At 61.1% G+C, this 22,786-nt stretch carries 26 protein-coding genes; 15 read left to right on the plus strand and 11 right to left on the minus strand.

Annotated elements, in window-relative coordinates:
- The first annotated feature begins 89 nt into the window (after nucleotides 1-89).
- From lnt to J3A65_RS19850, 4 genes are all read left to right on the plus strand, one after another.
- The gene (gene lnt, locus J3A65_RS19835) at nucleotides 90-1,691 is read left to right on the plus strand and encodes an apolipoprotein N-acyltransferase (protein ID WP_209902979.1); all 1,602 of its coding nucleotides are present in this window, start codon (nucleotides 90-92) and stop codon (nucleotides 1,689-1,691) included.
- A gap of 149 nt (nucleotides 1,692-1,840) precedes the next feature.
- On the plus strand, nucleotides 1,841-2,260 hold the full coding sequence (locus J3A65_RS19840) for a helix-turn-helix domain-containing protein (protein WP_062453994.1): 420 nt from the start codon (nucleotides 1,841-1,843) through the stop codon (nucleotides 2,258-2,260).
- Between the two features lie 176 nt (nucleotides 2,261-2,436).
- Nucleotides 2,437-3,696 (plus strand): methionine adenosyltransferase, encoded by a 1,260-nt coding sequence (gene metK / locus J3A65_RS19845; protein WP_062453993.1) that lies wholly within the window; start codon nucleotides 2,437-2,439, stop codon nucleotides 3,694-3,696.
- 86 nt (nucleotides 3,697-3,782) lie between these two features.
- On the plus strand, nucleotides 3,783-4,484 hold the full coding sequence (locus tag J3A65_RS19850) for a tRNA (guanosine(46)-N(7))-methyltransferase TrmB (protein ID WP_209902981.1): 702 nt from the start codon (nucleotides 3,783-3,785) through the stop codon (nucleotides 4,482-4,484).
- A 12-nt stretch (nucleotides 4,485-4,496) separates the two neighbouring features.
- Here J3A65_RS19850 and J3A65_RS19855 read toward each other — a convergent pair whose 3' ends face one another.
- Together J3A65_RS19855 and J3A65_RS19860 are read right to left on the minus strand one after the other, a co-directional pair.
- The gene (locus J3A65_RS19855; RefSeq protein ID WP_062453991.1) at nucleotides 4,497-4,754 is read right to left on the minus strand and encodes a DUF1150 family protein; all 258 of its coding nucleotides are present in this window, start codon (nucleotides 4,752-4,754) and stop codon (nucleotides 4,497-4,499) included.
- 43 nt (nucleotides 4,755-4,797) lie between these two features.
- Nucleotides 4,798-5,241, minus strand: a complete 444-nt coding sequence (locus tag J3A65_RS19860; protein ID WP_209903637.1) for an Hsp20 family protein — start codon at nucleotides 5,239-5,241, stop codon at nucleotides 4,798-4,800.
- Between the two features lie 160 nt (nucleotides 5,242-5,401).
- On the opposite strand from J3A65_RS19860, the gene J3A65_RS19865 reads away from it, so the two are divergent.
- Nucleotides 5,402-6,343, plus strand: a complete 942-nt coding sequence (locus J3A65_RS19865; protein ID WP_209902983.1) for a nucleoside hydrolase — start codon at nucleotides 5,402-5,404, stop codon at nucleotides 6,341-6,343.
- 101 nt (nucleotides 6,344-6,444) lie between these two features.
- On the opposite strand, the gene J3A65_RS19870 is transcribed toward J3A65_RS19865, so the two are convergent.
- A complete protein-coding gene (locus J3A65_RS19870) occupies nucleotides 6,445-7,305 on the minus strand; it encodes an LOG family protein (RefSeq protein WP_062453988.1) in 861 nt (286 codons plus the stop codon).
- 164 nt (nucleotides 7,306-7,469) lie between these two features.
- On the opposite strand from J3A65_RS19870, the gene dapD reads away from it, so the two are divergent.
- The 4 genes from dapD to J3A65_RS19890 are packed head-to-tail and all read left to right on the plus strand — an operon-like array spanning nucleotide 7,470 to nucleotide 10,791.
- Complete coding sequence (gene dapD / locus J3A65_RS19875; protein ID WP_092663720.1) at nucleotides 7,470-8,330, plus strand: 2,3,4,5-tetrahydropyridine-2,6-dicarboxylate N-succinyltransferase; 861 nt, start codon at nucleotides 7,470-7,472, stop codon at nucleotides 8,328-8,330.
- A 15-nt stretch (nucleotides 8,331-8,345) separates the two neighbouring features.
- Nucleotides 8,346-9,542: a succinyl-diaminopimelate desuccinylase gene (gene dapE / locus J3A65_RS19880; RefSeq protein ID WP_209902985.1), complete on the plus strand. Its 1,197-nt coding sequence runs from the start codon at nucleotides 8,346-8,348 to the stop codon at nucleotides 9,540-9,542.
- Nucleotides 9,526-10,146, plus strand: a complete 621-nt coding sequence (locus tag J3A65_RS19885; RefSeq protein ID WP_062453985.1) for a hypothetical protein — start codon at nucleotides 9,526-9,528, stop codon at nucleotides 10,144-10,146. Before dapE ends, J3A65_RS19885 begins: the two co-directional genes overlap by 17 nt.
- A 48-nt stretch (nucleotides 10,147-10,194) precedes the next feature.
- The gene (locus J3A65_RS19890; protein WP_209902988.1) at nucleotides 10,195-10,791 is read left to right on the plus strand and encodes a hypothetical protein; all 597 of its coding nucleotides are present in this window, start codon (nucleotides 10,195-10,197) and stop codon (nucleotides 10,789-10,791) included.
- Here J3A65_RS19890 and truA read toward each other — a convergent pair.
- From truA to def, 3 genes are read right to left on the minus strand one after another with little or no spacing between them, the layout of a single operon-like run.
- Nucleotides 10,779-11,543 (minus strand): tRNA pseudouridine(38-40) synthase TruA, encoded by a 765-nt coding sequence (truA, locus tag J3A65_RS19895; protein WP_209902990.1) that lies wholly within the window; start codon nucleotides 11,541-11,543, stop codon nucleotides 10,779-10,781. The two genes, J3A65_RS19890 and truA, sit on opposite strands and share 13 nt — an antisense overlap.
- Nucleotides 11,543-12,478 (minus strand): methionyl-tRNA formyltransferase, encoded by a 936-nt coding sequence (gene fmt / locus J3A65_RS19900; protein WP_209902992.1) that lies wholly within the window; start codon nucleotides 12,476-12,478, stop codon nucleotides 11,543-11,545. The genes truA and fmt overlap by 1 nt, the downstream gene beginning before the upstream one ends.
- A 59-nt stretch (nucleotides 12,479-12,537) precedes the next feature.
- A complete protein-coding gene (def, locus tag J3A65_RS19905; RefSeq protein WP_062578892.1) occupies nucleotides 12,538-13,053 on the minus strand; it encodes a peptide deformylase in 516 nt (171 codons plus the stop codon).
- A gap of 205 nt (nucleotides 13,054-13,258) precedes the next feature.
- On the opposite strand from def, the gene rmuC reads away from it, so the two are divergent.
- Entirely contained in the window at nucleotides 13,259-14,371 is a 1,113-nt protein-coding gene (rmuC, locus tag J3A65_RS19910) for a DNA recombination protein RmuC (protein ID WP_245341721.1), read from the plus strand.
- A gap of 49 nt (nucleotides 14,372-14,420) precedes the next feature.
- Complete coding sequence (locus tag J3A65_RS19915; RefSeq protein ID WP_209902997.1) at nucleotides 14,421-15,323, plus strand: ribokinase; 903 nt, start codon at nucleotides 14,421-14,423, stop codon at nucleotides 15,321-15,323.
- 94 nt (nucleotides 15,324-15,417) lie between these two features.
- Here the strand turns inward: J3A65_RS19915 and J3A65_RS19920 are convergent, their stop codons facing one another.
- On the minus strand, nucleotides 15,418-16,146 hold the full coding sequence (locus J3A65_RS19920) for an EF-hand domain-containing protein (protein ID WP_209902999.1): 729 nt from the start codon (nucleotides 16,144-16,146) through the stop codon (nucleotides 15,418-15,420).
- Between the two features lie 105 nt (nucleotides 16,147-16,251).
- Nucleotides 16,252-16,965, minus strand: a complete 714-nt coding sequence (locus J3A65_RS19925; protein WP_209903001.1) for a pyrimidine 5'-nucleotidase — start codon at nucleotides 16,963-16,965, stop codon at nucleotides 16,252-16,254.
- Between the two features lie 106 nt (nucleotides 16,966-17,071).
- Between J3A65_RS19925 and J3A65_RS19930 the strand changes: the two genes are divergently transcribed.
- Nucleotides 17,072-17,974, plus strand: coding sequence for an EamA family transporter (locus J3A65_RS19930; RefSeq protein ID WP_209903003.1), 903 nt, complete (start codon nucleotides 17,072-17,074; stop codon nucleotides 17,972-17,974).
- A gap of 21 nt (nucleotides 17,975-17,995) precedes the next feature.
- On the opposite strand, the gene argB is transcribed toward J3A65_RS19930, so the two are convergent.
- Complete coding sequence (gene argB, locus J3A65_RS19935) at nucleotides 17,996-18,883, minus strand: acetylglutamate kinase (protein ID WP_209903005.1); 888 nt, start codon at nucleotides 18,881-18,883, stop codon at nucleotides 17,996-17,998.
- A gap of 142 nt (nucleotides 18,884-19,025) precedes the next feature.
- Between argB and J3A65_RS19940 the strand changes: the two genes are divergently transcribed.
- From J3A65_RS19940 to J3A65_RS19950, 3 genes are all read left to right on the plus strand, one after another.
- Nucleotides 19,026-19,565 carry a sigma-70 family RNA polymerase sigma factor gene (locus J3A65_RS19940; protein WP_062454914.1) on the plus strand — a complete coding sequence of 180 codons (540 nt, stop codon included), beginning with the start codon at nucleotides 19,026-19,028 and terminating at the stop codon, nucleotides 19,563-19,565.
- A complete protein-coding gene (locus J3A65_RS19945) occupies nucleotides 19,562-20,302 on the plus strand; it encodes an anti-sigma factor (RefSeq protein ID WP_092663698.1) in 741 nt (246 codons plus the stop codon). The genes J3A65_RS19940 and J3A65_RS19945 overlap by 4 nt, the downstream gene beginning before the upstream one ends.
- Nucleotides 20,303-20,472: 170 nt before the next feature.
- The gene (locus tag J3A65_RS19950; RefSeq protein ID WP_062453974.1) at nucleotides 20,473-21,030 is read left to right on the plus strand and encodes a fasciclin domain-containing protein; all 558 of its coding nucleotides are present in this window, start codon (nucleotides 20,473-20,475) and stop codon (nucleotides 21,028-21,030) included.
- 84 nt (nucleotides 21,031-21,114) lie between these two features.
- Here the strand turns inward: J3A65_RS19950 and yihA are convergent, their stop codons facing one another.
- Together yihA and J3A65_RS19960 are read right to left on the minus strand one after the other, a co-directional pair.
- Entirely contained in the window at nucleotides 21,115-21,768 is a 654-nt protein-coding gene (gene yihA / locus J3A65_RS19955) for a ribosome biogenesis GTP-binding protein YihA/YsxC (protein ID WP_113109416.1), read from the minus strand.
- A gap of 58 nt (nucleotides 21,769-21,826) precedes the next feature.
- Nucleotides 21,827-22,783: a DMT family transporter gene (locus J3A65_RS19960; RefSeq protein ID WP_082476190.1), complete on the minus strand. Its 957-nt coding sequence runs from the start codon at nucleotides 22,781-22,783 to the stop codon at nucleotides 21,827-21,829.
- Nucleotides 22,784-22,786 lie beyond the last annotated feature (3 nt).

The raw sequence follows: 22,786 nt of genomic DNA on the forward strand, positions 1-22,786 counted from the left end.
TTTCCAGGTGTTTTGAACAGCCGATAACAGGACAAGCCGCAGTTTTTCATGAAAGACTGCGGCTTCTGATTCGGGCGAAGGGGACATCGATGGAGCGACTGGCTGGCAGGGTCATTCTTCTATGGGGCTGGCCGCGCATCCTCCTTGCTTTTTTTGCCGGCGCTGTCGGCGCACTCGCCCTTCCACCCTTCGGCTTCTTTGCTGCCCTGTTCGTGTCTTTCACGCTGTTCATCTGGCTGATGGACGGCACGACCGGCAATCCGGATGGTGGGCGGCTCAGCCGCCTGCGATCGGCCTTTTTCCTCGGCTGGGTGTTCGGCTTCGGCTACTTCGTCGCCAGCCTCTGGTGGCTCGGCAATGCGCTTCTCGTCGAGGCGGACGAGTTTGCCTGGGCAATACCGCTTGCAGTTCTGGGTCTGCCGGCTTTTCTGGCGCTATTCTGGGGCTTTGCGGCGCTGGTGGCACGCATCCTCTGGTCAGATGGCTTGGGCAGGATTGCGGCTGCCGCGTTTGGCTTTGGTCTTGCGGAATGGCTGCGGGGCTTCATGCTGACGGGCTTTCCCTGGAACTCGATCGGCTTCGGCGCCATGCCGATGCCGCTGATGATGCAGTCGGCCGCTCCGCTCGGCGTGACGGGTGTGACGGTGCTGGCTGTTTTCGTGTTCTCCGCACCGGCACTGATCGGGACGCGACGCGGCATGGGGTTTGGCCTCGCGCTCGCTGGCCTTATCCTCTGCGCCCATCTCGGCTTCGGCGCCTGGCGGCTTTCCGGTGCCGACGCAGTCCTGGCGGCAACCGCCAAGGATCCCGTCGAGGTGCGAATCGTCCAGCCGCTGATCGACCAGTCGCGCAAACTCGACGATTCCGAGCGCGGTGCGATTTTCGAAGAACATCTGGCGATGACGGCGCTGCCCGCAAAGGATGGTGCAAAGCGTCCGGATATCATCGTCTGGCCGGAAACCTCGGTTCCGTTCATCTTGACCGATAATCCCGATGCCCTGTCGCGCATTGCCGATGTGCTGGAAGATGATCAGGTTCTGGTGACCGGCGCCGTCCGCGCTGAAAATGCCGGGCCGGGTTTTGCGACCCGCTATTACAACTCGATCTACGTCATCGACAGCAACGGCCAGATCGTGTCGGCGTCGGACAAGGTGCATCTGGTCCCCTACGGCGAGTATGTGCCTTACGAGGACATGCTGCGGTCGCTCGGCATCCCCGATGCGATCGCCATGCCGGGCGGCTTTACCGCAGCACCGGGCCGCGCCATGCTGACGCTGCCGGGCGGACAAACCTTCTATCCGCTGATCTGCTACGAAGCGATCTTCCCGGATGAAATCGGTGCCGGCATTGAACGCTCGAGCGCGCTCTTGAACGTCACAAACGATGGTTGGTTCGGTGAAACGCCCGGACCCTTCCAGCATTTCCAGCAGGCGCGTATCCGGGCTGTCGAAAACGGCATGCCGTTGATTCGCGGTGCCAACACCGGTATTTCGGCTTTCGTCGATCCTTTTGGCAGGGTCGTACGCGGCCTGGATTACAATCAAAAGGGTGTGATCGACTCAACCATGTCGAGTGTCGAAATCCCATTTTGGAACGCTTCTGAACGGCGTTTTTACTTCTGGTTGCTGATATGTCTCATGTTTGTGATTGCACTTATTTCCCGTACAAGTTTTAAATTCTGGAAGAATTGACCCAAAACCCCTAAAATTGCATAGTGGTTTGGCCTATCGTCTCGCCATACACCTTGCTTGCCGGATTTGTTGTGACCGGCGCCACCAAAGTGTATCTCCCACACGCGGACCGGGTTGAAGATTGACAGCAACTTCGTCAGGACGTCGTTATGATTGAAAACAAGAAGAAGCCGAACCCGATTGATATTCACGTCGGGAGCCGGATTCGTCTGCGCCGCACAATGCTGGGCATGAGCCAGGAAAAGCTGGGGGAGAGCCTTGGTATCACATTCCAGCAGATTCAGAAATACGAGAAGGGAACGAACCGCGTTGGCGCCAGCCGTCTGCAGAACATTTCGTCCATCTTGAACGTCCCGGTCTCCTTCTTCTTCGAAGATGCGCCAGGCGATCAGGCGGGTGGAGCGTCCGGCATGGCGGAGGCATCCAGCTCGAACTACGTGGTTGATTTCCTGTCGTCCTCTGAGGGGCTGCAGTTGAACCGCGCATTTGTGAAGATCGCCGATCCCAAGGTTCGCCGCCGTTTGGTGGATCTGGTCAAGGCGCTTGCCGCCGATGCCGAGACGGAATGACCGGTCGACCGGTCATTATTTGAAAGGCGGCCTCCGGGCCGCTTTTTTTATGCCGTGACCTCAGGGAATTGGTAATCGCTTGGACGCATAAAGATATATTTATGTCGTTGTACGCTTGTCTTCAGCGGATGAACTTACTAAACATTCGATGTCTGTTCTTTGAGGGGAATCCCGTTATGCGCGCCAGTTATCTGTTCACGAGTGAGTCCGTTGCAGAAGGTCATCCGGACAAGGTCTGCGATCGTATTTCCGATGAGATCGTCGATCTCGTCTACCGCGAAGCCGCAAAGACAGGGATTGATCCTTGGGGCGTCCGCATCGCTTGTGAAACGCTGGCGACGACAAACCGGGTGGTGATTGCGGGCGAAGTCCGCCTGCCGCCGAGCCTGATGAAGAAGGACAAGAACGGCAACGACGTGATCAACCCGTCGAAGTTCAAGTCGGCCGCGCGCCGGGCAATCCGCGACATCGGCTACGAACAGGATGGCTTCAATTGGAAGACGGTCAAGATCGACGTCCTCCTCCATTCGCAGTCCGCCGATATCGCGCAGGGCGTCGATAACGCAAGCGACCGTCAGGGCGACGAAGGTGCCGGCGACCAGGGCATCATGTTCGGTTACGCCTGCAAGGAAACGCCGGACCTGATGCCGGCGCCGATCTATTATTCGCACAAGATCCTTCAGCTGCTTGCCACGGCCCGCAAGAAGGGCGAGGGCGAAGCCGCCAAGCTCGGCCCCGATGCCAAGAGCCAGGTGACCGTCCGTTACGAAAACGGCAAGCCGGCCGCCGTCGACTCGATCGTCCTCTCGACACAGCATATCGATCCCAGCTGGGACTCGAAGAAGGTTCGCTCCGTCGTCGAACCCTATATTCGCGAAGCGCTCGGCGAACTTCCGATCGCAGCCGATTGCAAGTGGTACATCAACCCCACCGGCAAGTTCGTGATCGGCGGTCCCGATGGTGATGCAGGCCTCACCGGCCGCAAGATCATCGTCGATACGTACGGTGGTGCAGCGCCCCACGGCGGTGGCGCGTTTTCCGGCAAGGACACGACCAAGGTCGACCGCTCGGCAGCCTACGCTGCCCGCTACCTCGCCAAGAATGTTGTGGCCGCCGGCTTTGCCGAACGCTGCACATTACAGATTTCCTATGCGATCGGCATTTCCCAGCCGCTGTCGATCTATGTCGACCTGCATGGAACCGGCAAGAACGTGACGGAAGACCAGATCGAAGCGGCAATCCGCAAGACCATGGACCTTTCCCCGTCCGGCATCCGCCGTCACCTCGATCTCAACAAGCCGATCTATGCAAAGACCTCTGCTTACGGCCATTTCGGTCGCAAGGCCGGTCGCGACGGTTCCTTCTCCTGGGAAAAGACCGATCTCGTGAAGCCTTTGAAGGACGCCCTCAAGGGTGATCAGCTCGAAGCAGCCTGATCGCCCTTTACGAGCACGCCTGTAAAACAGTAAAGCGGGTGCCTTCTGCCGAAGGCGCCCGCTTTTACTTTGAGAGAATACGATCCATGACCGACAAGCCGCATCCCAGCCGTTCCACGGAAGCCTTTTTCGGCCGCCGCAAGGGAAAGCCGTTGCGCGAGAAGCAGGCGGAAGGTCTGGCGACGCTTTTGCCGCAGCTGAAGCTCGATCTCGGCAACCCGGCGCCGGACACGATCGAGAGCCTCTACGACTTCTCTGTCGAGCGGATGCGGCTGGAAATCGGTTTCGGTGGCGGCGAGCATCTGATCCACCGCGCCGCCGAAAATCCGTCGACCGGCTTTATCGGCGTCGAGCCCTTCGTCAATTCCATGGCAAAGCTTTTGACCAGCGTGGAAGAGCAGGGCTTGCGCAACATCCGCCTTTACGATGACGATGCGACCCAGGTTCTGGACTGGCTGCCGGATGCTTCGATCGATCAGATCGACCTTCTCTATGCCGATCCCTGGCCAAAGCGGAAGCACTGGAAGCGCCGCTTCGTTTCGCAGGTCAACCTGGAGCGGTTCCACCGCGTGCTGAAGCCGGGCGCAACATTCTGCTTCGCCTCCGACATCGATACCTATGTGAACTGGACGCTGATCCATTGCCGCGATCATGGCGGCTTTGCCTGGCAGGCGGAACAGGCTTCGGACTGGCTGACGCCCTATGCCGGCTGGCCGGGCACGCGATACGAGAACAAGGCCCGCCGGGAAGGGCGGTCATCGGCCTACCTGACATTCATCAAGGTCTGACGATTATTCGCATCAGTGCAGGGTAACGGTCTTCAGCTCGTCTTCGGCAGCCTTGAAAAAGGTGCTGGAGCGGTTGTCGGTGAGCAGGATCGGCGTACCGTCCGCACCGAACAGGGCCCAAAGGTCAAGGCTGGGATCGATGTCCGGAGCCTCGGGAAAACAGCGGGACACATCGTCCGACTTCATCTTGCGAATGTAACCGACTTCGCCGTTTCCGAGATGCGCGAGTTCGGACTCCGTCAAGCTCGGATTCGCTTCTTTCATAAGCATTTCTGCCTCCACAGTGGGGACGCATCAGCGATTGCTGATTGATCTACTGTGAGACGGAAATGTTAATTTTTCGCACTACACGCTCCGGCTCGGGGCGGATCAGATCGATCGAAAGAAGACCATTCTTCAGCGATGCGCCCGATACCTGCATCCCGTCGGCCAGCACGAAGATCCGCTGGAACTGGCGTGCCGCAATGCCGCGGTAGAGGTAGTCGCGCTCGTTCTGCTCCACCTGCCTGCCGCGAATGATAAGCTGGTTTTCCTCGGTCATGACCTCGAGTTCGGCCTCCGAGAAGCCAGCAACCGCAAGCGTTATCCGCAGAAGGTCGCAGTCGTCCTCACGCGGTTCGTCACCGGCTGCTTTCTTGACGCGCTCGATATTGTAGGGCGGGTAGCCGTCGCTCCCCTTGCCCGAACGCTCCAAGGTCTTTTCCATCGCGTCGAAGCCCAGAAGCAACGGGCTTGCGAAAGGTGTCGTACGGCTCATCATTCGTCCCAGCTTTTATCCAGCGACTGTGCCGGCGTCCATAAGGCCCGCCGACGGGTCAATATATGGGAATTTGCGGCAGTCAGCGCAAGACGCCGGCAGCCGCTTGACACGATCCGCAACCCGGCTCAAAAACCCGCGACGATTAAGGGGTATCGACATGCAACGCAGAAAAATCATCATCGACACCGATCCCGGTCAGGACGACGCAGCCGCGATCATGCTGGCGTTTGCGAGCCCCGACGAGCTGGATGTGCTGGGTTTGACTGCCGTTGCCGGCAACGTGCCGCTGTCCTTCACCAGCCGCAATCTGAGGATCGTCTGCGAGCTCTGCGGCAGGCCCGATGCCAAGGTGTACGAAGGTGCGCTGAAGCCTTTGAACCGGCCGCAGGTGACCGCCGAACACGTCCACGGCAAGACTGGTCTCGACGGAGCGGAACTGCCTGAGCCGACCATGGCGGCGCAGGAAAAGAACGCCATCGACTTCATCATCGAGACGCTGCGCCGCGAGCCGGAAGGCACCGTGACGCTTTGCACGCTCGGTCCGCTCACCAACATCGCCATGGCGCTTACCAAGGCGCCGGACATTGCTTCGCGCGTCCAGGAACTGGTGATGATGGGTGGCGGCCTGTTTGAAGGCGGCAACATCACGCCGGCGGCGGAATTCAACATCTATGTGGATCCGGAAGCGGCCAAAATCGTATTCGGCGCCGGTATCCCTGTTGTCATGATGCCGCTCGATGTCACGCATCAGCTGCTGACCACCAAGGCACGGGTCGAAAAGATCGCCGCACTCGGCAACCGCCCGTCGCAGGTTCTCGTCGAATGGCTTGCCTTCTTCGAGCGCTTCGACATCGAGAAATACGGCTCCGACGGCGGCCCGCTGCATGACCCGTCGGTCATCGCCTATCTCTTGAAGCCGGAGCTCTTTACCGGCCGCCATTGCAATGTCGAGATCGAGACCGAATCGGAACTCACCGTCGGCATGACGGTCGCCGACTGGTGGGGCGTTACCGGCCGCACGGCCAATGCGACCTTCATGCGCCATGTCGACGCGGATGGTTTCTTCGAATTGCTGACGGAGCGCGTCGGCCGTCTCTAGGGCTCAAGCTCAACCGGCAAGCTGAATGGTCATTGCCCGATCAGGGCCTGTTTCCTCTCCCGCGCACGGGGAGAGGGTAAGGAACCTGCACCGTACCACCATCAAAGCCCGTAGAAATCCGCGATGATCTTCCACGCCTGATCTGCGGTTTCCACAAAGCTGATCAGCTCAAGATCCTTCGGCGAGATCGTGCCGAAATCGGCAAGCGCTTCGAAGTTGACGATGCCGCGCCAGAACTTTTCTGAAAACAGGATGAGCGGGATTCGCTCCATGCGCTTGGTCTGGATCAGCGTCAGCGCCTCGAACATCTCATCGAGCGTGCCGAAGCCGCCCGGGAAGACGGCAACGGCCTTGGCGCGCATCAGGAAGTGCATTTTGCGGATCGCGAAATAGTGGAAGTTGAATGAGAGCTCCGGCGTCACGTAAGGATTGGGCGCCTGTTCGTGCGGCAGCATGATGTTGAGCCCGATGCTCGGTGCGCCAACCTCCGACGCGCCAAGGTTGCCGGCCTCCATCACGCCCGGTCCGCCACCGGTCACGACCACATATTCCTGATGGTCGTAGGCTGCCGAATGCACACCACAGAGCGTCGCGAACTTGCGGGCCTCTTCGTAGAAAACCGAGGCTGCGATTAGGTTATTGCGCTGGGTCTCGTTGTGAGCCGCCCAAGGCGCCTGGCCCGGTGCCGGAATGCGGGCGCCGCCGAACAGCACGACCGTGGATTTGATCCCGGCCTCGGCGAGCATCATCTCGGCCTTCATGAGTTCCAGCTGCAGCCGCACCGGCCGCAATTCTTCGCGGCTCAGGAAATCCTCATCGGCAAAGGCAAGGCGATAGGTCGGCGACAGCGTCTGCGGTGTTTTCGGCTGAACTGCGGCGGCACTTTTGTCGGCCTTGTTGTCCTTCAGCGGATCCCAGACCCCGTCCTTCCGCCGTGGTCCGTCATTCTTCACCCGTGCCATCGCAATAACCCTTCCGGAGCCGTTCGCTTATATGCGTTGACGCCAATTCGCATTGACGCTTGAGTGCCGGTCGCTTAGAGCAATTGGCACCATTTGGCCAGCCACACGGCTGTGTCCCGGGCCTTTGCGGCCATCACGATATCGACGACGACGAAGGATTTTCCATGAGCAGCGCAGACCTCTCCTCCCTCGAAAAGACGATCGAAACCGCGTTCGACAACCGCGACAGCGTGACGATCTCGACCAAGGGAGAGATCCGCGATGCCGTCGAGCAGTCGCTCAACCTTCTCGATGCCGGCGAGGCGCGTGTGGCCGTACGCGGCGAGAATGGCAGCTGGACCGTCAATCAGTGGCTGAAGAAGGCGGTTCTCTTGTCCTTCCGCCTCAACGACATGGAAGTCGTCAAGGGCGGCCCCGGCACCTCCACCTGGTGGGACAAGGTTCCTTCGAAGTTCGAAGGCTGGGGCGAGAACCAGTTCCGTTCGGCCGGTTTCCGCGCGGTGCCGAACGCTGTCGTGCGCCGCTCGGCCTATATCGGCAAGAACGTCGTGCTGATGCCATCCTTCGTCAATCTCGGCGCCTACGTCGATGAAGGCACGATGGTCGATACCTGGGCAACCGTCGGCTCCTGCGCACAGATCGGCAAGAACGTGCACCTGTCCGGCGGCGTCGGCATTGGCGGCGTGCTGGAGCCGATGCAGGCCGGCCCGACCATCATCGAGGACAACTGCTTTATCGGCGCCCGTTCGGAAGTCGTCGAAGGCTGCATCATTCGCGAAGGCTCGGTCCTCGGAATGGGTGTCTACATCGGCAAGTCGACCAAGATCGTCAATCGCGCCACCGGTGAAGTCTCGTTCGGCGAAGTGCCGCCTTACTCGGTCGTCGTTGCCGGCTCGATGCCGTCCGGTAATGCCACGATGCCGAACGGCCTGGCCGCACCGCATCTCTATTGCGCTGTCATCGTCAAGACGGTCGATGAGAAGACCCGCTCCAAGACCGGCATCAACGAACTGCTGCGCGACTAACCGAAGGCCATCCCGATGTCCGCTGTCGACCCGATCGCAAACCTGCGGGACCTCATCCGCTGCCCGTCCGTCACGCCCGCCGAAGGCGGCGCGTTGTCGGCGCTTGAGGCGATGCTTTCGCCGCTCGGCTTTACCGTCGAGCGGATGGTGGCGACCGAGCCCGGCATGCCCGACATCGAGAACCTCTATGCCCGGCTTGGAACGAACGGTCCGCACCTGATGTTTGCCGGCCATACGGATGTAGTGCCGGTCGGCGACGAGGCGTCCTGGAGCCATCCGCCGTTTTCCGCCGAGATCGAAGGTGGAGAGATGTTCGGTCGCGGCGCCGTCGACATGAAGGGCGGCATTGCCTGCTTTGCCGCAGCCGTTGCCCGCCATATCGAAGAACACGGCGCCCCGCAGGGCTCGATCTCATTCCTGATCACCGGCGATGAGGAAGGCCCGGCCGTAAACGGCACCGAGAAGCTGCTGAAATGGGCAGCCGACAGGGGCGAGCGCTGGGATGCCTGCCTGGTCGGCGAACCGACCAATCCGGACGTGCTCGGCGACATGATCAAGATCGGCCGCCGCGGCTCCGTCTCCGGCAAGGTTACGGTCCATGGCGTTCAGGGCCACGCTGCCTATCCGCATCTTGCGGACAACGCCGTGCGCGGGCTGCTACCCCTGGCGCATGCCCTGATGCACCCGCGATTCGACGAAGGCACACCGGAATTCCCGGCCTCCAACCTCGAAGTCACCACGGTCGATATCGGTAACCCGGCCACCAATGTCGTGCCTGCCAAGGCGAGTTTTGCCTTCAACATCCGCTTCAACGACACCTGGACGGCCGAAACCGTGCAGGCCGAGATTCTGCGCCGTCTCGATATGGCGGCAGGCGATCAGACGCTGCGCCCCGGGCGCGACAAGGTCCGCTACGAGATCGTCTGGGCCGAGCGACCGAGCCACGTCTTTTTGACCCGCAACAACGCTCTGATCAGTTCGCTTTCGGGCGCCGTCGAGGCGGTGACGGGCAGGGTGCCTGCGCTGTCGACCACCGGCGGCACATCCGATGCGCGTTTCATCAAGGATTACTGCCCGGTCGTCGAGTTCGGCCTCGTCGGCCAGACCATGCACATGGTGGACGAGCGGGTCGCGATTGCCGACCTCGAAACGCTGACGCAGATCTACGGAACCTTCCTCTCCCGCTGGTTCGGCGATGCTGCGGTTTCATGACCTCAGCCATCACTTAAGCGGTCTCTGGCTGCTGATCCGCGGCGATGCGCGCGGCCTCAGCGCCTTCGACATTTCCGACAAGGGCGTTGCCCGGTCCTTTCTCGCGATCCTGTGGTGCCTGCCCGCGATCGTCGCGGGATGGATGTTCAAGCGTGCCGAATATGCGCAGGCGCATCCAAGGGGCGGTGACGGTGTCCTCGCATTCGCCGGAAAGATGTTTCTGGTGGAGATCGCGCAGTGGATCGTTCCGGTTCTCGCCATCTGCCTCGTCGCTGTCGCCTTCGGACTGCGACCGCTGCTGCGCACGCTGATCGTGACGCGCAACTGGTTCACGGTGCCACTGGTCTATGCGTCTTACGTGACGGCATTTCCGGTCAGCCTTGCGCTGGGCAGCCTGTTCGGTGCGGGCCTCGTTTACCGATATGGATTGCTTGCCGTCATGCTCGCCGTTCTCGTCGGTGCAGTTCTTCTCTACTGGCGGCTCCTGACGACGGTTGTCGGCGGTTCCCCATGGTTGCGGGCTTCGCTGCTCGGGTTCACCGTGTTGACCGAACTGGTCGTCGTGTCCTGGCTGGAGACAAGCCTTGGAGTGACGGTCGCATGATTGCCCACCGCGGACATTCTTCCCGCATTCCCAATCCAAGAGGTGCCGATGCCCAGCTACGCTGAAGTCCGGTTTTACGTGTCCGGCATCTGGCTGCTGATCAAGGGCGATGAGCAAGGGTTCAAACAGCTCGATCTCTCCGACCGCGGCCTGCTGCGCTCCTTCTGGGCCTTTGTCTGGTGTCTGCCGGCAATGTTCGTCACCTGGGCCTGGTGGCGGATGATGTTTCTGCAGGCGATGCCGCCGGGGACGAAGACCGGTGGCCTGTTCTTCTTCCGGCTCGGCATGCTGGAGGCGATCGACTGGATCCTGCCGCTCATTCTGGTGGGCATCGTCTGCGCGCTATTCGGGCTCTGCCAGAAATTCCCGACGATGGTGATCGTGGTCAACTGGCTGTCCGTGCCGTTTGCCTACGCCTATGCGGTTCTGGCGGCGGCCTTCATCCTGCCGATTGGCATGACCGGATTTCTGGCGCTTCTACATCTGTCGCTGCTGATCGCCGTCGTCGTCGCGCTGACGCGAGTGATGCGCATGCTTTGCGGCCCGCAGCCGCTGCTGGTGACTGCGGTGGTGATGGTGCTGATCGTGCCGGACATGCTTCTGTCCGAGGTGCTGCAGCGGTTCCTGGGCGTCTATCCGTCCTGACGGTCGTCAGGATAATCCACCTTCATGAAGTAGAGACCATCCGGCGGGGCCACCGGGCCGCACTGCTTCCGGTCGCGTGCCTCGAGCGCTGCCCTAACGTCCTCGGGTGTAACCTTGCCTTGTCCGGCGATCTTCAGCGTTCCCGCAAACGAGCGGATCTGGTTGTGCAGGAAGCTCTGGGCAGAGGCGCGGATTTCGATCAGATCGCCTGACCGCGTCACGTCCAGCCGGTCGAGCGTCCGCACCGGGCTATGCGCCTGACAGTGGGTGGAGCGGAAGGTGGTAAAATCATGATGCCCGACCAGCATCTGGGCCGCGGCATGCATCGCCTCGTGGTCGAGAGGTTTTGACACCCACCAGGCCCGGTTCGCCTCGAGCGCCAGGGGCGAAGGCCGGTTGAGAATGCGGTAGAGATAGTGCCGCTTGATGGCCGAGAACCGCGCATCGAAGGTTTCATCGACGAGGCTGACATCGATGACCGAGACCTTTTCCGATGCCGTCATCAGATAAGCGTTGACGGCGTTGCGCAGCTTGTAGGGAACCCACTCGCGGGAAAGATCCGTATGAACCGTCTGGCCCCAGGCATGCACGCCGGAATCGGTCCGCCCCGCACCACGGACCGATACGGTCTCGCCGGTCAGCTTCAGGATCGCCTTCTGCATCGCGGCCTGTACCGAATGACCGTTGTCCTGCATCTGCCAGCCCACATAGGACGTGCCGTCATATTCGACGATCATCTTGTAACGCGGCATCAGGCCACCCGCATTCCGGCCGTGATCGCCGTGCCACGCAGGAAATCGGCGGCATCGAGCGGCTTGCCGCCGGCCTTCTGCAGTCGCGTCAGGCAAACGGCGCCATCACCGCAGGCGATCGTCAGGTGGTCGTCCAGCACCGTGCCGGCGTCTCCTTGTCCAGCGCCGATCGCGGACGAGAGAACCTTGATGCGTTCCGGCTTTCCGTTGATCTCGGCCTCGAACCAGGCGCCCGGAAACGGGGAAAGCCCGCGGATATGGTTGTGAACGTCGCGCGCAGACCTTGAGAAATCGATGCGCGTCTCGCCCTTGTCGATCTTCGATGCGTAAAGCACGCCGTCCTCAGATTGCGGTGTCAGCGGCAGGTCGCCGGCTTCTAGCTTCTCCATCGCCTCGACAATGGCGCGGGCGCCCGTCAGCATCAGCCGGTCGTGCAACTCGCCAGCGGTCATGGCCTCGCCGATCTCGATTTCCCGGGTGAGTGCCACCGCACCGGTATCGAGGCCCTTTTCCATCTGCATCACCATCATCCCGGTCTTGTCGTCGCCAGCCATGATGGCGCGCTGGATCGGGGCAGCTCCGCGCCATCGCGGCAGCAGCGAAGCGTGGCCGTTGTAGCAGCCAAGCCGGGTGCCGGTCAGGATCGCCTCGGGCAGAAGCAGGCCGTAAGCGACGACCACGGCGACATCCGCCTTGAAGGACCTGAAGGTCTCGCGGTCTTCCTCGCTTTTGAAATTAAGCGGCGTCAGGACCGGAATGCCGAGCAGTTCTGCGGCCTGGTGCACGGGCGACTTGACGAGATCCAGCCCCCGGCGCCCGCCGGGACGCGGCGGCTGGCTATAGACCGCGACGATCTCGTGGCCTGCCTGCTTCAGGTTCTGCAGTGTCGGCACGGAAAATTCCGGCGTGCCCATGAAGATGATGCGAAGAGACATGGACCTTTTCGCGCCCGCAAGGAACGCGCCTTCAAACCGAGAGTGCCTGCAAGCGATCGCTAGACCGCCTTCGCCTTGGCAGCCTTGGTGAACCTCTTGACCACCATTTCGCGCTTCAGCCGCGATATATGGTCGATGAACAGCACGCCGTCCAGATGGTCGATCTCGTGCTGAAGGCAGGTGGCGAGCAGGCCATCGGCCTCGATCACGTGTTCCTTGCCGTCGCGACCGATATGCTTGACCGTCACGGAGGCCGGGCGCTCCACCTCGGCATAGTATTCCGGGATGGAAAGGCAGCCTTCCTCATACACCGATCGCTCGTCCGATGAGCGGATAATCTCCGGATTGATCACGACGATCGGGTTCTTCTCGTCCTCCTCGCGCGACACGTCGACCACGAGAATGCGGCGGGCAACGCCGATCTGGATCCCGGCAAGGCCGATGCCCGGAGCGTCGTACATGGTTTCCAGCATGTCGTCCGCGAGCTTCAAAAGAGCATCGTCCACCCGTTCGAAAGGCTTGGACACCTGACGCAGGAGCGGATCGGGGAGAATGATAAGCGGCTTGATCGTCATGGCGATCCCATAACCTATCTTTTTCGCCGATGGAACAGCCCCGGATCGCCGTTTTCGATCAATGTTCCCGTTTTGATCTTTCCAATCCGCGGTTTTCTGCTAGCTTGCCGCCATGAATGACCTGTTCCCCGAGATTTCCCGTTTTCTGGAGAGCCAGCACCCGATGGTGCTGATGGCCGCTTCCTGCGTTTTCGGCATGCTTCTGATGCTTTTTCTCATGCGCCTTTCCGGAGGCAGCGGTCGTCAGGCGGAAGACGCAGAGGCCCGCATGGGCGAGTTGATGCGGATGCAGGGGGAAATGCAGGGCAGGCTTTCGGCGATGGGCGAAACGCTTGCCGCGCGCCAGGTCGAACTCAGCCAGGTCGTCGGCCAGCGGCTCGATGGCATGACCCACCGGATCGGCGCAACCATTACCGAACAGACCAGATCCACCCATGACAACCTGCGCCAGTTGCAGGAGCGTCTGGCCGTCATCGACGCTGCCCAGAACAATATCCAGAGCCTTGCCAAGGATGTCGTGGGGCTGCAGGCGATCCTCTCCAACAAGCAGACGCGCGGCGCCTTCGGCCAGGGCCGGATGGAAGCGATCGTTTCCGACGGCCTGCCGATGGGTGCCTTCGAATTCCAGAAGACGTTGTCGAACGGGTCGAGACCGGATTGCGTGATCCGCATGCCGAACGGCTTGCCACCGCTGGTCATCGACGCAAAATTTCCGTTGGAGGCATGGAATGCGTTTCGCGAAGCGGCTGCTCCCGAAGCACGCCGTGCCGCATCCCAGCAATTCCGTCGCGACATGGAAGTCCATATCCGCGATGTCTCGGAGAAATACCTGATCGCCGGAGAAACGCAGGACACCGCCTTTCTCTTCGTGCCGTCCGAATCGATTTTTGCCGAGATCCATGAGCATTTCGAGGGCGTGATTCAGAAGGCGCAGCGCGCGAGGATCGTCATCGTCTCGCCGTCGCTGCTGATGCTGTCGATCCAGGTCATCCAGGCCGTGCTGAAGGATCAGCGGATGCGCGAACAGGCGCATCTGATCCAGGGCGAGGTAGCCTTGCTGATGGAAGACCTCGGCCGGCTGGACGAGCGGACGCGCAAGCTGCAATCGCATTTCTTCGCAGCCCAGAAGGATGTCGAGCAGATCGTGACGTCAACCGAAAAGCTCGGCCGGCGCGGTGCAAGGATCGAAGCGCTCGAACTGGAAGCACCAGTGGCCGCCCCGATACCCCAGACTGGACCAAGCCCCGCAGCTCCGGCATCCGGTGCGGTCGAGAGCCGGACGGGATCGCTGCGTCTGAGGGTAGTTGACGAGGACTGATCCTCTCGGGCAGTGTCGCGCCGCGTTTCACAAAACAGGCAGGCACAGCATGATCATCGTCTTCGGCTCCATCAACATGGATCTTATCGCAACGACAGAGCGGTTGCCGGGGCCGGGCGAAACGGTTGTGGGTTCGACCTTTGCGACGGCCTCCGGCGGCAAGGGTGCGAACCAGGCGCTGGCCGCGCGCCGCGCAGGCAGCGACGTGCGCATGGTCGGCGCGGTCGGAAACGACGGTTTTGCAGACCCGGCGCTGGCGCTGCTCCAGGCATCCGGAACCGATCTTTCAGCGGTCACGCGGACAAATATTTCGACCGGCACAGCTCTGATCCTGGTCGGCGATGACAGCGGCGAGAACATGATCGCGGTAGTGCCCGGTGCCAACGGAACGATTGGCGAGGCACAGGCAGAGCTCGCGGTGGACGCCATGGCTGCATCCGACACATTGATGCTGCAGCTCGAGATCCCGCCGGCAGCCGTTGAGGCGGCTCTACGCGCAGCAAAGGCGAAAGGCATCCGGACGATGATCAACACCGCGCCGCTGACGGCTGATGCGGTGCGACTATCCGGCCTTGCCGATATCGTCGTCGCCAACGAGACCGAATTCGACCTTCTCGCGGGCTGCACGATCAGCGACGCCAAGACGCGCGAAGATGTTTTGCGCCGCCTTCACAGTGAGACTGGTCAGACTTTCGTGGTCACGCTCGGTGGCGAAGGTGTCGTCGCCATACTGGATGGTGAAATCCTGTCGGCCAAGGGCCTGAAGATCGAGCCTGTCGACACGGTCGGTGCCGGCGATACGTTCTGCGGCTATCTGGCTGCAAGTCTCGATCAGGGAATTGGCTTTGCAGATGCCCTGCGGCGCGCAGCCGTTGCGGGCTCGCTCGCCTGCCTCGAAAGAGGCGCTCAGCCGTCTATCCCTGAGGCATCGGCGGTCGACGCGCGGCTCTGACAAGTTTCGGACAGTTGAAACGACTGGACCCGCCTCCCGGAAGGGAAGGCGGGTCCATCAGACGACTACCGGTCTAGTTCAGGGGGGCGTAGAACTAGAGGGGGCGGTCCGGCAGGTCGTCGATCGTGATCTGTCCGTCGTTGTTGGTGTCCATGCGGGCGAACAGCTTTTCGGTGGCTGCGGCTGCCTCTTCCTTGCTGATCTTGCGATCGCGGTTCTCGTCGATCATGCGGAACATGGCAGGACCCATCATGCCGCCGTCTGGTCCACCCCTTGGACCGCGGTCCCTGCGGGCTTCCCTGCGCTCATGCCGGTCGTGGTGGCGGTCACGGGCCTGTTCGCGGTCGGCACGTGGTCCGTCAGCCTTGGGGCCCTCAGCCTTAGGGCCTTCACCCTCGGGTCCTTCTGCCATCGGGCCGTCTGCATCCGGGCCTTCGTCCTCAGCCTCTTCAGGCGTCGGCGGCGGGTTGTTCTTGCGGAACTCGGCCATCTTGTTGTCACGGAAATCAACCATTTCACCGCGGGTGATGGACCCGTCCTTGTTGAGGTCGATCTCGGCGAAAAGCGCTTCCTGGCGAGCGGTCAGCTCTTCCTTGGAAATCTTGCCGTCCTTGTTCGTATCCGCCTGCTTGAGAAGGCGAACGAACATGACATCCTGCATCATCGCAGCGCGTGGACCGCCATGCGGGCCGCCGTCAGGGCCTTCGCGCCGACCTTCATGATGGCGTGGTCCGTCAGGGCCTGGTGCAGCGAAGGCGGGGATGGCTGCGCCAGCGATAAGAGCAGCGCTCAGGCTTGCCAAAACTATCTTCTTCGCGATCATCGAGTGGTCCTTTCCGGTTGCTTCGATAGCCTGAAGATAGGATCGGCAACTGGTCAAAACCACTTAAACATCTGTAATGTAGATGAACTTTTGGTAAGGCGCGGCCTACGCGAACTTGAGGCCAGACAGAAACGAGGTCAGATCGTCGGTGATGTAATCGATGTGATCGTCCTCGTCTGAAAACTTTTCCCAACGCTCGATGACGACAGTATCGAGATTGCGCGGCACCAGCAGTACTGTGCGCATGCCGAGCGCTTTCGGCGCGATGAGATTGCGCGGCAGGTCCTCGAACATGACAGCGTTCTTCGTATCGACCGTGTGGAGGGCCGCGAACTTGTCGTAGGTCTCGCCGGCCGGTTTTGGCAGATAACCGGCGGCAACAATATCGAAGATGTCGTCGAAATGGTCGAGGATGCCGAGCGCGCGCGCGGCGGCCTGCGCATGCGGCACGCTGCCATTGGTAAAAATGAACTTGCGGCCGGGAAGCGCCCGGATTGCCTCGCCCAGTTCCGGATGCGGCGACAGTGTCGAATAGTCGATCGCATGCGCCCGGTCGAGAAACCCATCCGGATCGATGCCGTGGTTGAGCATCAGGCCCTGCAGCGTCGTGCCGTGCTCGTGATAATACTGCTTCTGCAGCCGCTTGGCCTCGTCATGCTCCAGCTGCAGCAGTTCCTGCACATAGGCCGTCATGTTCTTGTCGATCTGCGAAAACAGATTGACGTGATGCGGGTAGAGCGTGTTGTCGAGATCGAAAACCCAGTCACGGATGTCTGCGAAATCGGCGGCGTCAGGGGCAGTCTTCGGCGTCTTGTCCATGGCCGTGTTATGCCAGCGTTTGGATGAGAAGAAAATCCGCTTCGACGAACATTTACGGGCCTTGCCGACCTTGGCCGATGATCGGGCCGCGTGATACCGCCTTGCGATGGAACTTTGGATCCCCATCACCATCGCTGCCGCCTTTTGCCAGAACCTGCGGTCAGCGCTTCAGAAGCATCTGCAAGGCTCGCTCGGCACCCGCGGCGCAAGCTTCGTGCGCTTCGGCTACGGATTTCCGCTCGCCGTCATCTACGTGCTCGTTCTGCATTTCGGTGTGGGCTATGCATTGCCCAGCCCGGATCTTGAGTTCGTCTTCTGGGTCGTGCTCGGCGGGCTTGCGCAGATTTTCGCGACCATGCTTCTGGTCTACCTGTTTTCGCTAAGGAATTTCGCGGTCGGCACCGCCTATTCGAAGACCGAGCCGGTGCAGGCGGCGATCTTTGGCTTTATCATTCTGGGCGACAAACTGACCACCGGCGGCATAGTGGCGATCATCGTCGGGGTGATCGGGGTGATGCTGATCTCGATGGCCAATCTACCGCTCTCGTGGCGCAATCTCGGCACCGCCATGGTCGGCAGGATCGCGCTGATCGGCATGGCCTCGGGCGGCCTCTTCGCCATCGCCTCGATTTCCTTCCGATCCGCGTCGCTGTCGCTCAACGGACCCAATTCGATCATGCAGGCCGCCGTCACGCTGACATGCGTCACGATATTCCAGACCGTTTTCATGCTGATCTGGATGCTGTGGAAGGACAAGCGAGAGATTGTTCAAGTCGTGCGTACGTGGCGCTCCTCGGCGCTGGTCGGGCTCGCTGGCGTGGTTGGCTCCGCCTGCTGGTTCACGGCCATGACGTTGCAGCAGGTGGCCTATGTAAAGGCGCTCGGACAGATCGAGCTGATCTTCACCTTCGCATCGTCCTATTTCCTGTTCCACGAACGGCTGAACCGCATGGAACTGTGGGGCTGCCTGCTGATCGTCTGCGGCATCCTCGGCCTTCTGATGTCCTGAAGGCCGAGCTCTTGGTGCCGCTTAGGGAACGATCAGCGTGCCCGCACCGTGTTCGGTGAAGATCTCGAGCAGAACCGAATGTGCAGTCTTGCCATTGAGGATGACGACGCCCTGCACGCCCGCGCGGATCGCCTCGATGCAGGTTTCGACCTTGGGGATCATACCGCCGGAGATCGTGCCGTCCTTGATCAGCACCTGTGCCTGCGCGACGGTCAGTTCCTTGATCAGGTTCTTGTCGCGGTCGAGCACGCCTGGAACGTCCGTGAGGAACAAGAGGCGGGTGGCGTGCAGCGCGCCGGCAATGGCGCCCGCGAACGTATCGGCATTGATGTTGTAGGTCGCGCCGTCGCGGCCGGGGGCCACGGGGGCGATGACGGGGATCATCTCGGACTTGGCGAGCAGGTCGAGCAGCGTCCGGTCAACTTCGACAACCTCGCCGACGAAGCCGAGGTCGAGCACGCGCTCGATGTGGCTATCAGGATCGATGATGGTCTTCTTGGCCTTTTCGGCAAACACCATGTTGCCGTCCTTGCCGCAGAGACCGATCGCCCATTCGCCGGTCTGATTGATCAGCGCGACGATTTCCTTGTTGATCGATCCGGCAAGGACCATCTCGACGATCTCGACCGTCTTTGCGTCGGTGACGCGAAGCCCGCCCTCGAATTTCGATTCGATGCCCATCTTGGTCAGCATCGCGCCGATCTGCGGGCCGCCGCCATGAACGACGATCGGGTTGACGCCGGACTGCTTGAGAAGCGCGATATCGGCCGCGAAAGCCTTGCCCAGAGCCATATCGCCCATTGCATGGCCGCCGTATTTGACGACGATCGTCTTGTTCTCGTAGCGCTGCATATAGGGCAGCGCCTGTGCCAGAAGTTGTGCCTGAAGTTCGCTTTCCGAAGCCGTCATGGAAATACCTCTGGGGAAATGTGTGGGGCCTTTTAACGCATGTTTTTGACAGATCAAATAATTCATGAGCAAAATTACGGTGAGGCATGTATGTGGCAGCGATGCATTGCGTCTTGTGCCGCACGGGGAGGCTTTGGTTTTGGTGAGTGATCGCGAGATTGCCGAATTGATCGGCCGCGTAGGACTGCGCGACCGGACGGCATTCACAAAGCTTTATTCCGGCGTTTCGCCGAAACTATTCGCAGTCTGCCTGCGTATCCTGAAGGATAGGGCCGAATCAGAAGATGCCCTGCAGGAGATTTTCGTGCGGATATGGCAGAGAGCCGATCGGTTTGCCCCTTCGGGAACAAGCGCAGCCGGTTGGCTCGTCGCAATCGCCCGAAACCATTCGATCGACCGCCTTCGCGCCCGCCGGCCCGTGACGGACGCTCTGGAAGACAGGACGGATATCGCCGACCTCGGTCCTGATCCGGAGGAGGCATCGGTGATGCGCGGTGAAGGAAGGCGCATTGACAGCTGCATGCAGGAGCTCGATCCTGACCGCGCAGGGGCGGTCAAAAGCGCCTATGTCGAAGGCCTGACCTATCAGGAACTGGCGGAACGCCATGGCGTGCCGCTGAATACGATGCGAACCTGGCTGAGGCGCAGCCTTCTCAAGCTGAGGGAGTGCCTGGACCGATGACGACACCAGACCAAAGCGAAAACGATCGCTCCCGCGACCAGCTTCTGGCTGGCGAATATGTGCTCGGGGTCCTGCCGCTTGACCAGCGCCGCCGCGTCGAGGATCGCATCGTCCGTGATGCGGCCTTTGCGGCCATGGTGATGCGCTGGCAGGAAAACCTGTCTTCCGACCTCGATGCGGAATACGGCGAGGAACGTCCGCCGAAAGGCGTTTACGCCAGGATCGAAAAGCGCGTCTTCGCCCAGAACGGTTTCGGAAACGAGCTGGCACGCGGTGGATGGTGGAACTCGCTGCTTTTGTGGCGCGGCCTGTCATTCGCCTCGATTGCCCTTTTGGTGACATACGCGTCCTTGTCGACGGGCTGGATCGGCGGACCTGTGGGTGGCTCTGCGCCGGGCAAGCAACTGGTCGCCGAGATGAGCGGCGAGGGCAATGCGTTCGGCCTGAGGGCGCGGTATGACGGTGCCAGCGGTCGCTTGCAGCTGACGCCCGTTGCCGCAACGACGGCGGAACGCCGCTCGCTCGAACTGTGGCTTGTCCCCGGCAGCGGTGAAGAGGCAATCTCGCTCGGTATCCTGCCGGAAAGCGGCAGCGACACGATCGAAGTGCCGGCCGGGCATCGCAAGCGTGTCGAGAACGGCGCGTCCTTCGCCGTCAGCCTTGAACCATTGGGCGGCTCGCCGACCGGTCACCGGACCGGGCCGGTTCTCGCCGTCGGAAAGATCCGGGATCTCTAATTAAGGGATGCTAAATCAAAGGCATAGCGGATTTCTGTCTTCGCGTCGCCAGCCTTTGAAACTCTTCCCGCTTTCCTCTCGTCTCTAGCCATGTCCCCACAGAGGGAAAGCCGGACCTGGGAGGCGCCTTCAGCGCCGGGGTCGTTCAGGCTGTAGAGAGGAAGAGAACAATGTTTAAATCCGCAATCCGCCTTGCCGCATGCGCCGCAATCCTGTCCGCCTCCGTTGCCGGCGCCTACGCCGCAAACCCGAAGGTCGGTGGCGCTGCCATGTATGAAGACAAGAACATCGTCGAGAATGCCATGAACTCCAAGGATCACACGACACTGGTCGCCGCCGTGAAGGCTGCGGGCCTCGTCGAGACCCTGCAGGGCAAAGGTCCGTTCACCGTGTTCGCGCCCACCAACGAAGCCTTCGCTGCGCTGCCGAAGGGCACTGTCGAAACCCTGCTGAAGCCGGAAAACAAGGCGCAGCTGACCAAGATCCTTACCTGCCACGTGGTGGCCGCGAACGCCATGTCGACCGCGATCGAAAAGATGATCAAGGACGACAAGGGCACGCATGACGTCAAGACCGTCGGCGGCTGCGTTCTGAAGGCCAAGGAAAGCATGGGCAAGATCACGCTCACCGACGAAACCGGTGGTGTAGCCACTGTGACGATCGCCGACGTCAAGCAGTCGAACGGCGTCATTCACGTCATCGACAAGGTTCTGCTGCCGAAGATGTAACGGCTGACCAAAGCAGGTCGAAGCCTCGCATAAAGATCCGGTCGCCTGTCACAGGCGGCCGGATTTTTGCGTTCTGGGAGTTATTTACCGGCCGATGGTCTTCATGATCTCGGCGCGCAGCTCGTCCAGGCCGCGGCCTTTTTCAGACGATGTCGACAGCACTTCCGGATAGGCAGCGGGCCGCTTGCGGATCTTTTCGAGCGTCTCGGCAATCAGCCTCGGAACCGCAGGATCCTTGATCTTGTCCGTCTTCGTCAAGACGATCTGATAGGAGACGGCGGCCTTGTCGAGCAGGTCGAGCACGTCCTCGTCGTTCTTCTTGATGCCATGGCGGCTGTCGATCAGCACATAGACGCGCTGCAGCGTGGCGCGGCCACGCAGGTAATCGAACACAAGCTTCGTCCAGGCGTCGACATTTTCCTTGGGCGCCTGCGCATAGCCGTAGCCGGGCATGTCAACCAGCGCCATCGGCGGCAGGTCGCCTGCCTGGCCGGAATAGCCGTCGGGCACGAAATAGTTCAGTTCCTGTGTGCGGCCCGGCGTGTTGGATGTGCGCGCCAGCCCCTTGTAGCCCACGAGCGCATTGATCAGCGAGGACTTGCCGACATTCGAGCGTCCGGCAAACGCGATCTCAAGCGGTCCTTCCGGTGGCAGAAACTCCATCGAGGGCACGCCGCGGATAAAGATCCACGCGCTGCCGAACAGCGTCTTTTCCTCGGAATTATGGTCTGCGGCCATGGTCTCGTCGTCCTGTCTTCAATTCAAGGACATCGCTTCCGGGTTTTAGCCCCATATGTCAAGCGTTCGACCGGTTCTGTCTCTTCTGGCGACGAAACTCGAATGTCAGATGGGTGATGAGCGCCGCAAGGATCAGCACCCCGCCCGCGATTGTGCGCGGTGCCGGGATCTCGCCGTGGATCACGGCGACCCAGACGGGCCCGAGAACGGTTTCACCAGTGCCGAGCAGGGCAGCCAGCGCTGAGGGGATAAGCCGCGCACCGGTGACGAACAGTGCCATGCCGAGCCCGAGATTGAGCGCACCGAAGATGAAGAGAATACCGAGTTCGCCCGGGGTGACCGCGAGGTTCGAAGACATCGTCAGCGCGATCATGCCGGCTGCAAAGCATCCGAAGCAGGTGGCGGGTGTCATCCGCACATGCGGGTAACGGCGGGTGATGACGGTCGCCAGCGCAAACACCAGCGGAATGATCAGCGCCAGACCGTCTCCGAGCGGCGAGACCTTTCCGGTAAACGAGGACGATACCATGATGCCGACACCGACGATCACGGTGCCGATCGCAAGCCAGGTAACGCCCGATATGCGCTCGCCGTAAAACAGCCAGACCATCAGCGCCGCAAACAGCGGCACACCGGCACCGAGCAGCACCACATTGGCGACGGTCGTATACTGGATCGATATGATGAAGCAGGTGGACGCCACCATGAAGCAGAGGCCGACCGAAAGGCCCGGCCAGCCCATGCTGCGAAACAGCGCCACCGTGCCGCGCGGCCCGTCGCGCAGCAGCATGAAGGCGAGCAGGAACAGGGTGCCGAACAGGCTGCGCCAGAACACGATCGTCCAGCTGTCGGGGATATCGAGAAAGCGGGCGATCGCACCGCCGAAACTCCAGGCAAAAGCAGAGCCGAAGACGAGCAGGGCGCCGATACGGTATTCCGAGCCGGGAAGGCTCGCGGGGATCGTGCCGGCCAAGGGTGGACCCGGTGGGGTGGGCGGCGGGAAGGGCGCAGGCATGGG

The organism is Rhizobium sp. PvP014 (genome assembly GCF_017876855.1).
GTDB lineage: Bacteria > Pseudomonadota > Alphaproteobacteria > Rhizobiales > Rhizobiaceae > Neorhizobium > Neorhizobium soli.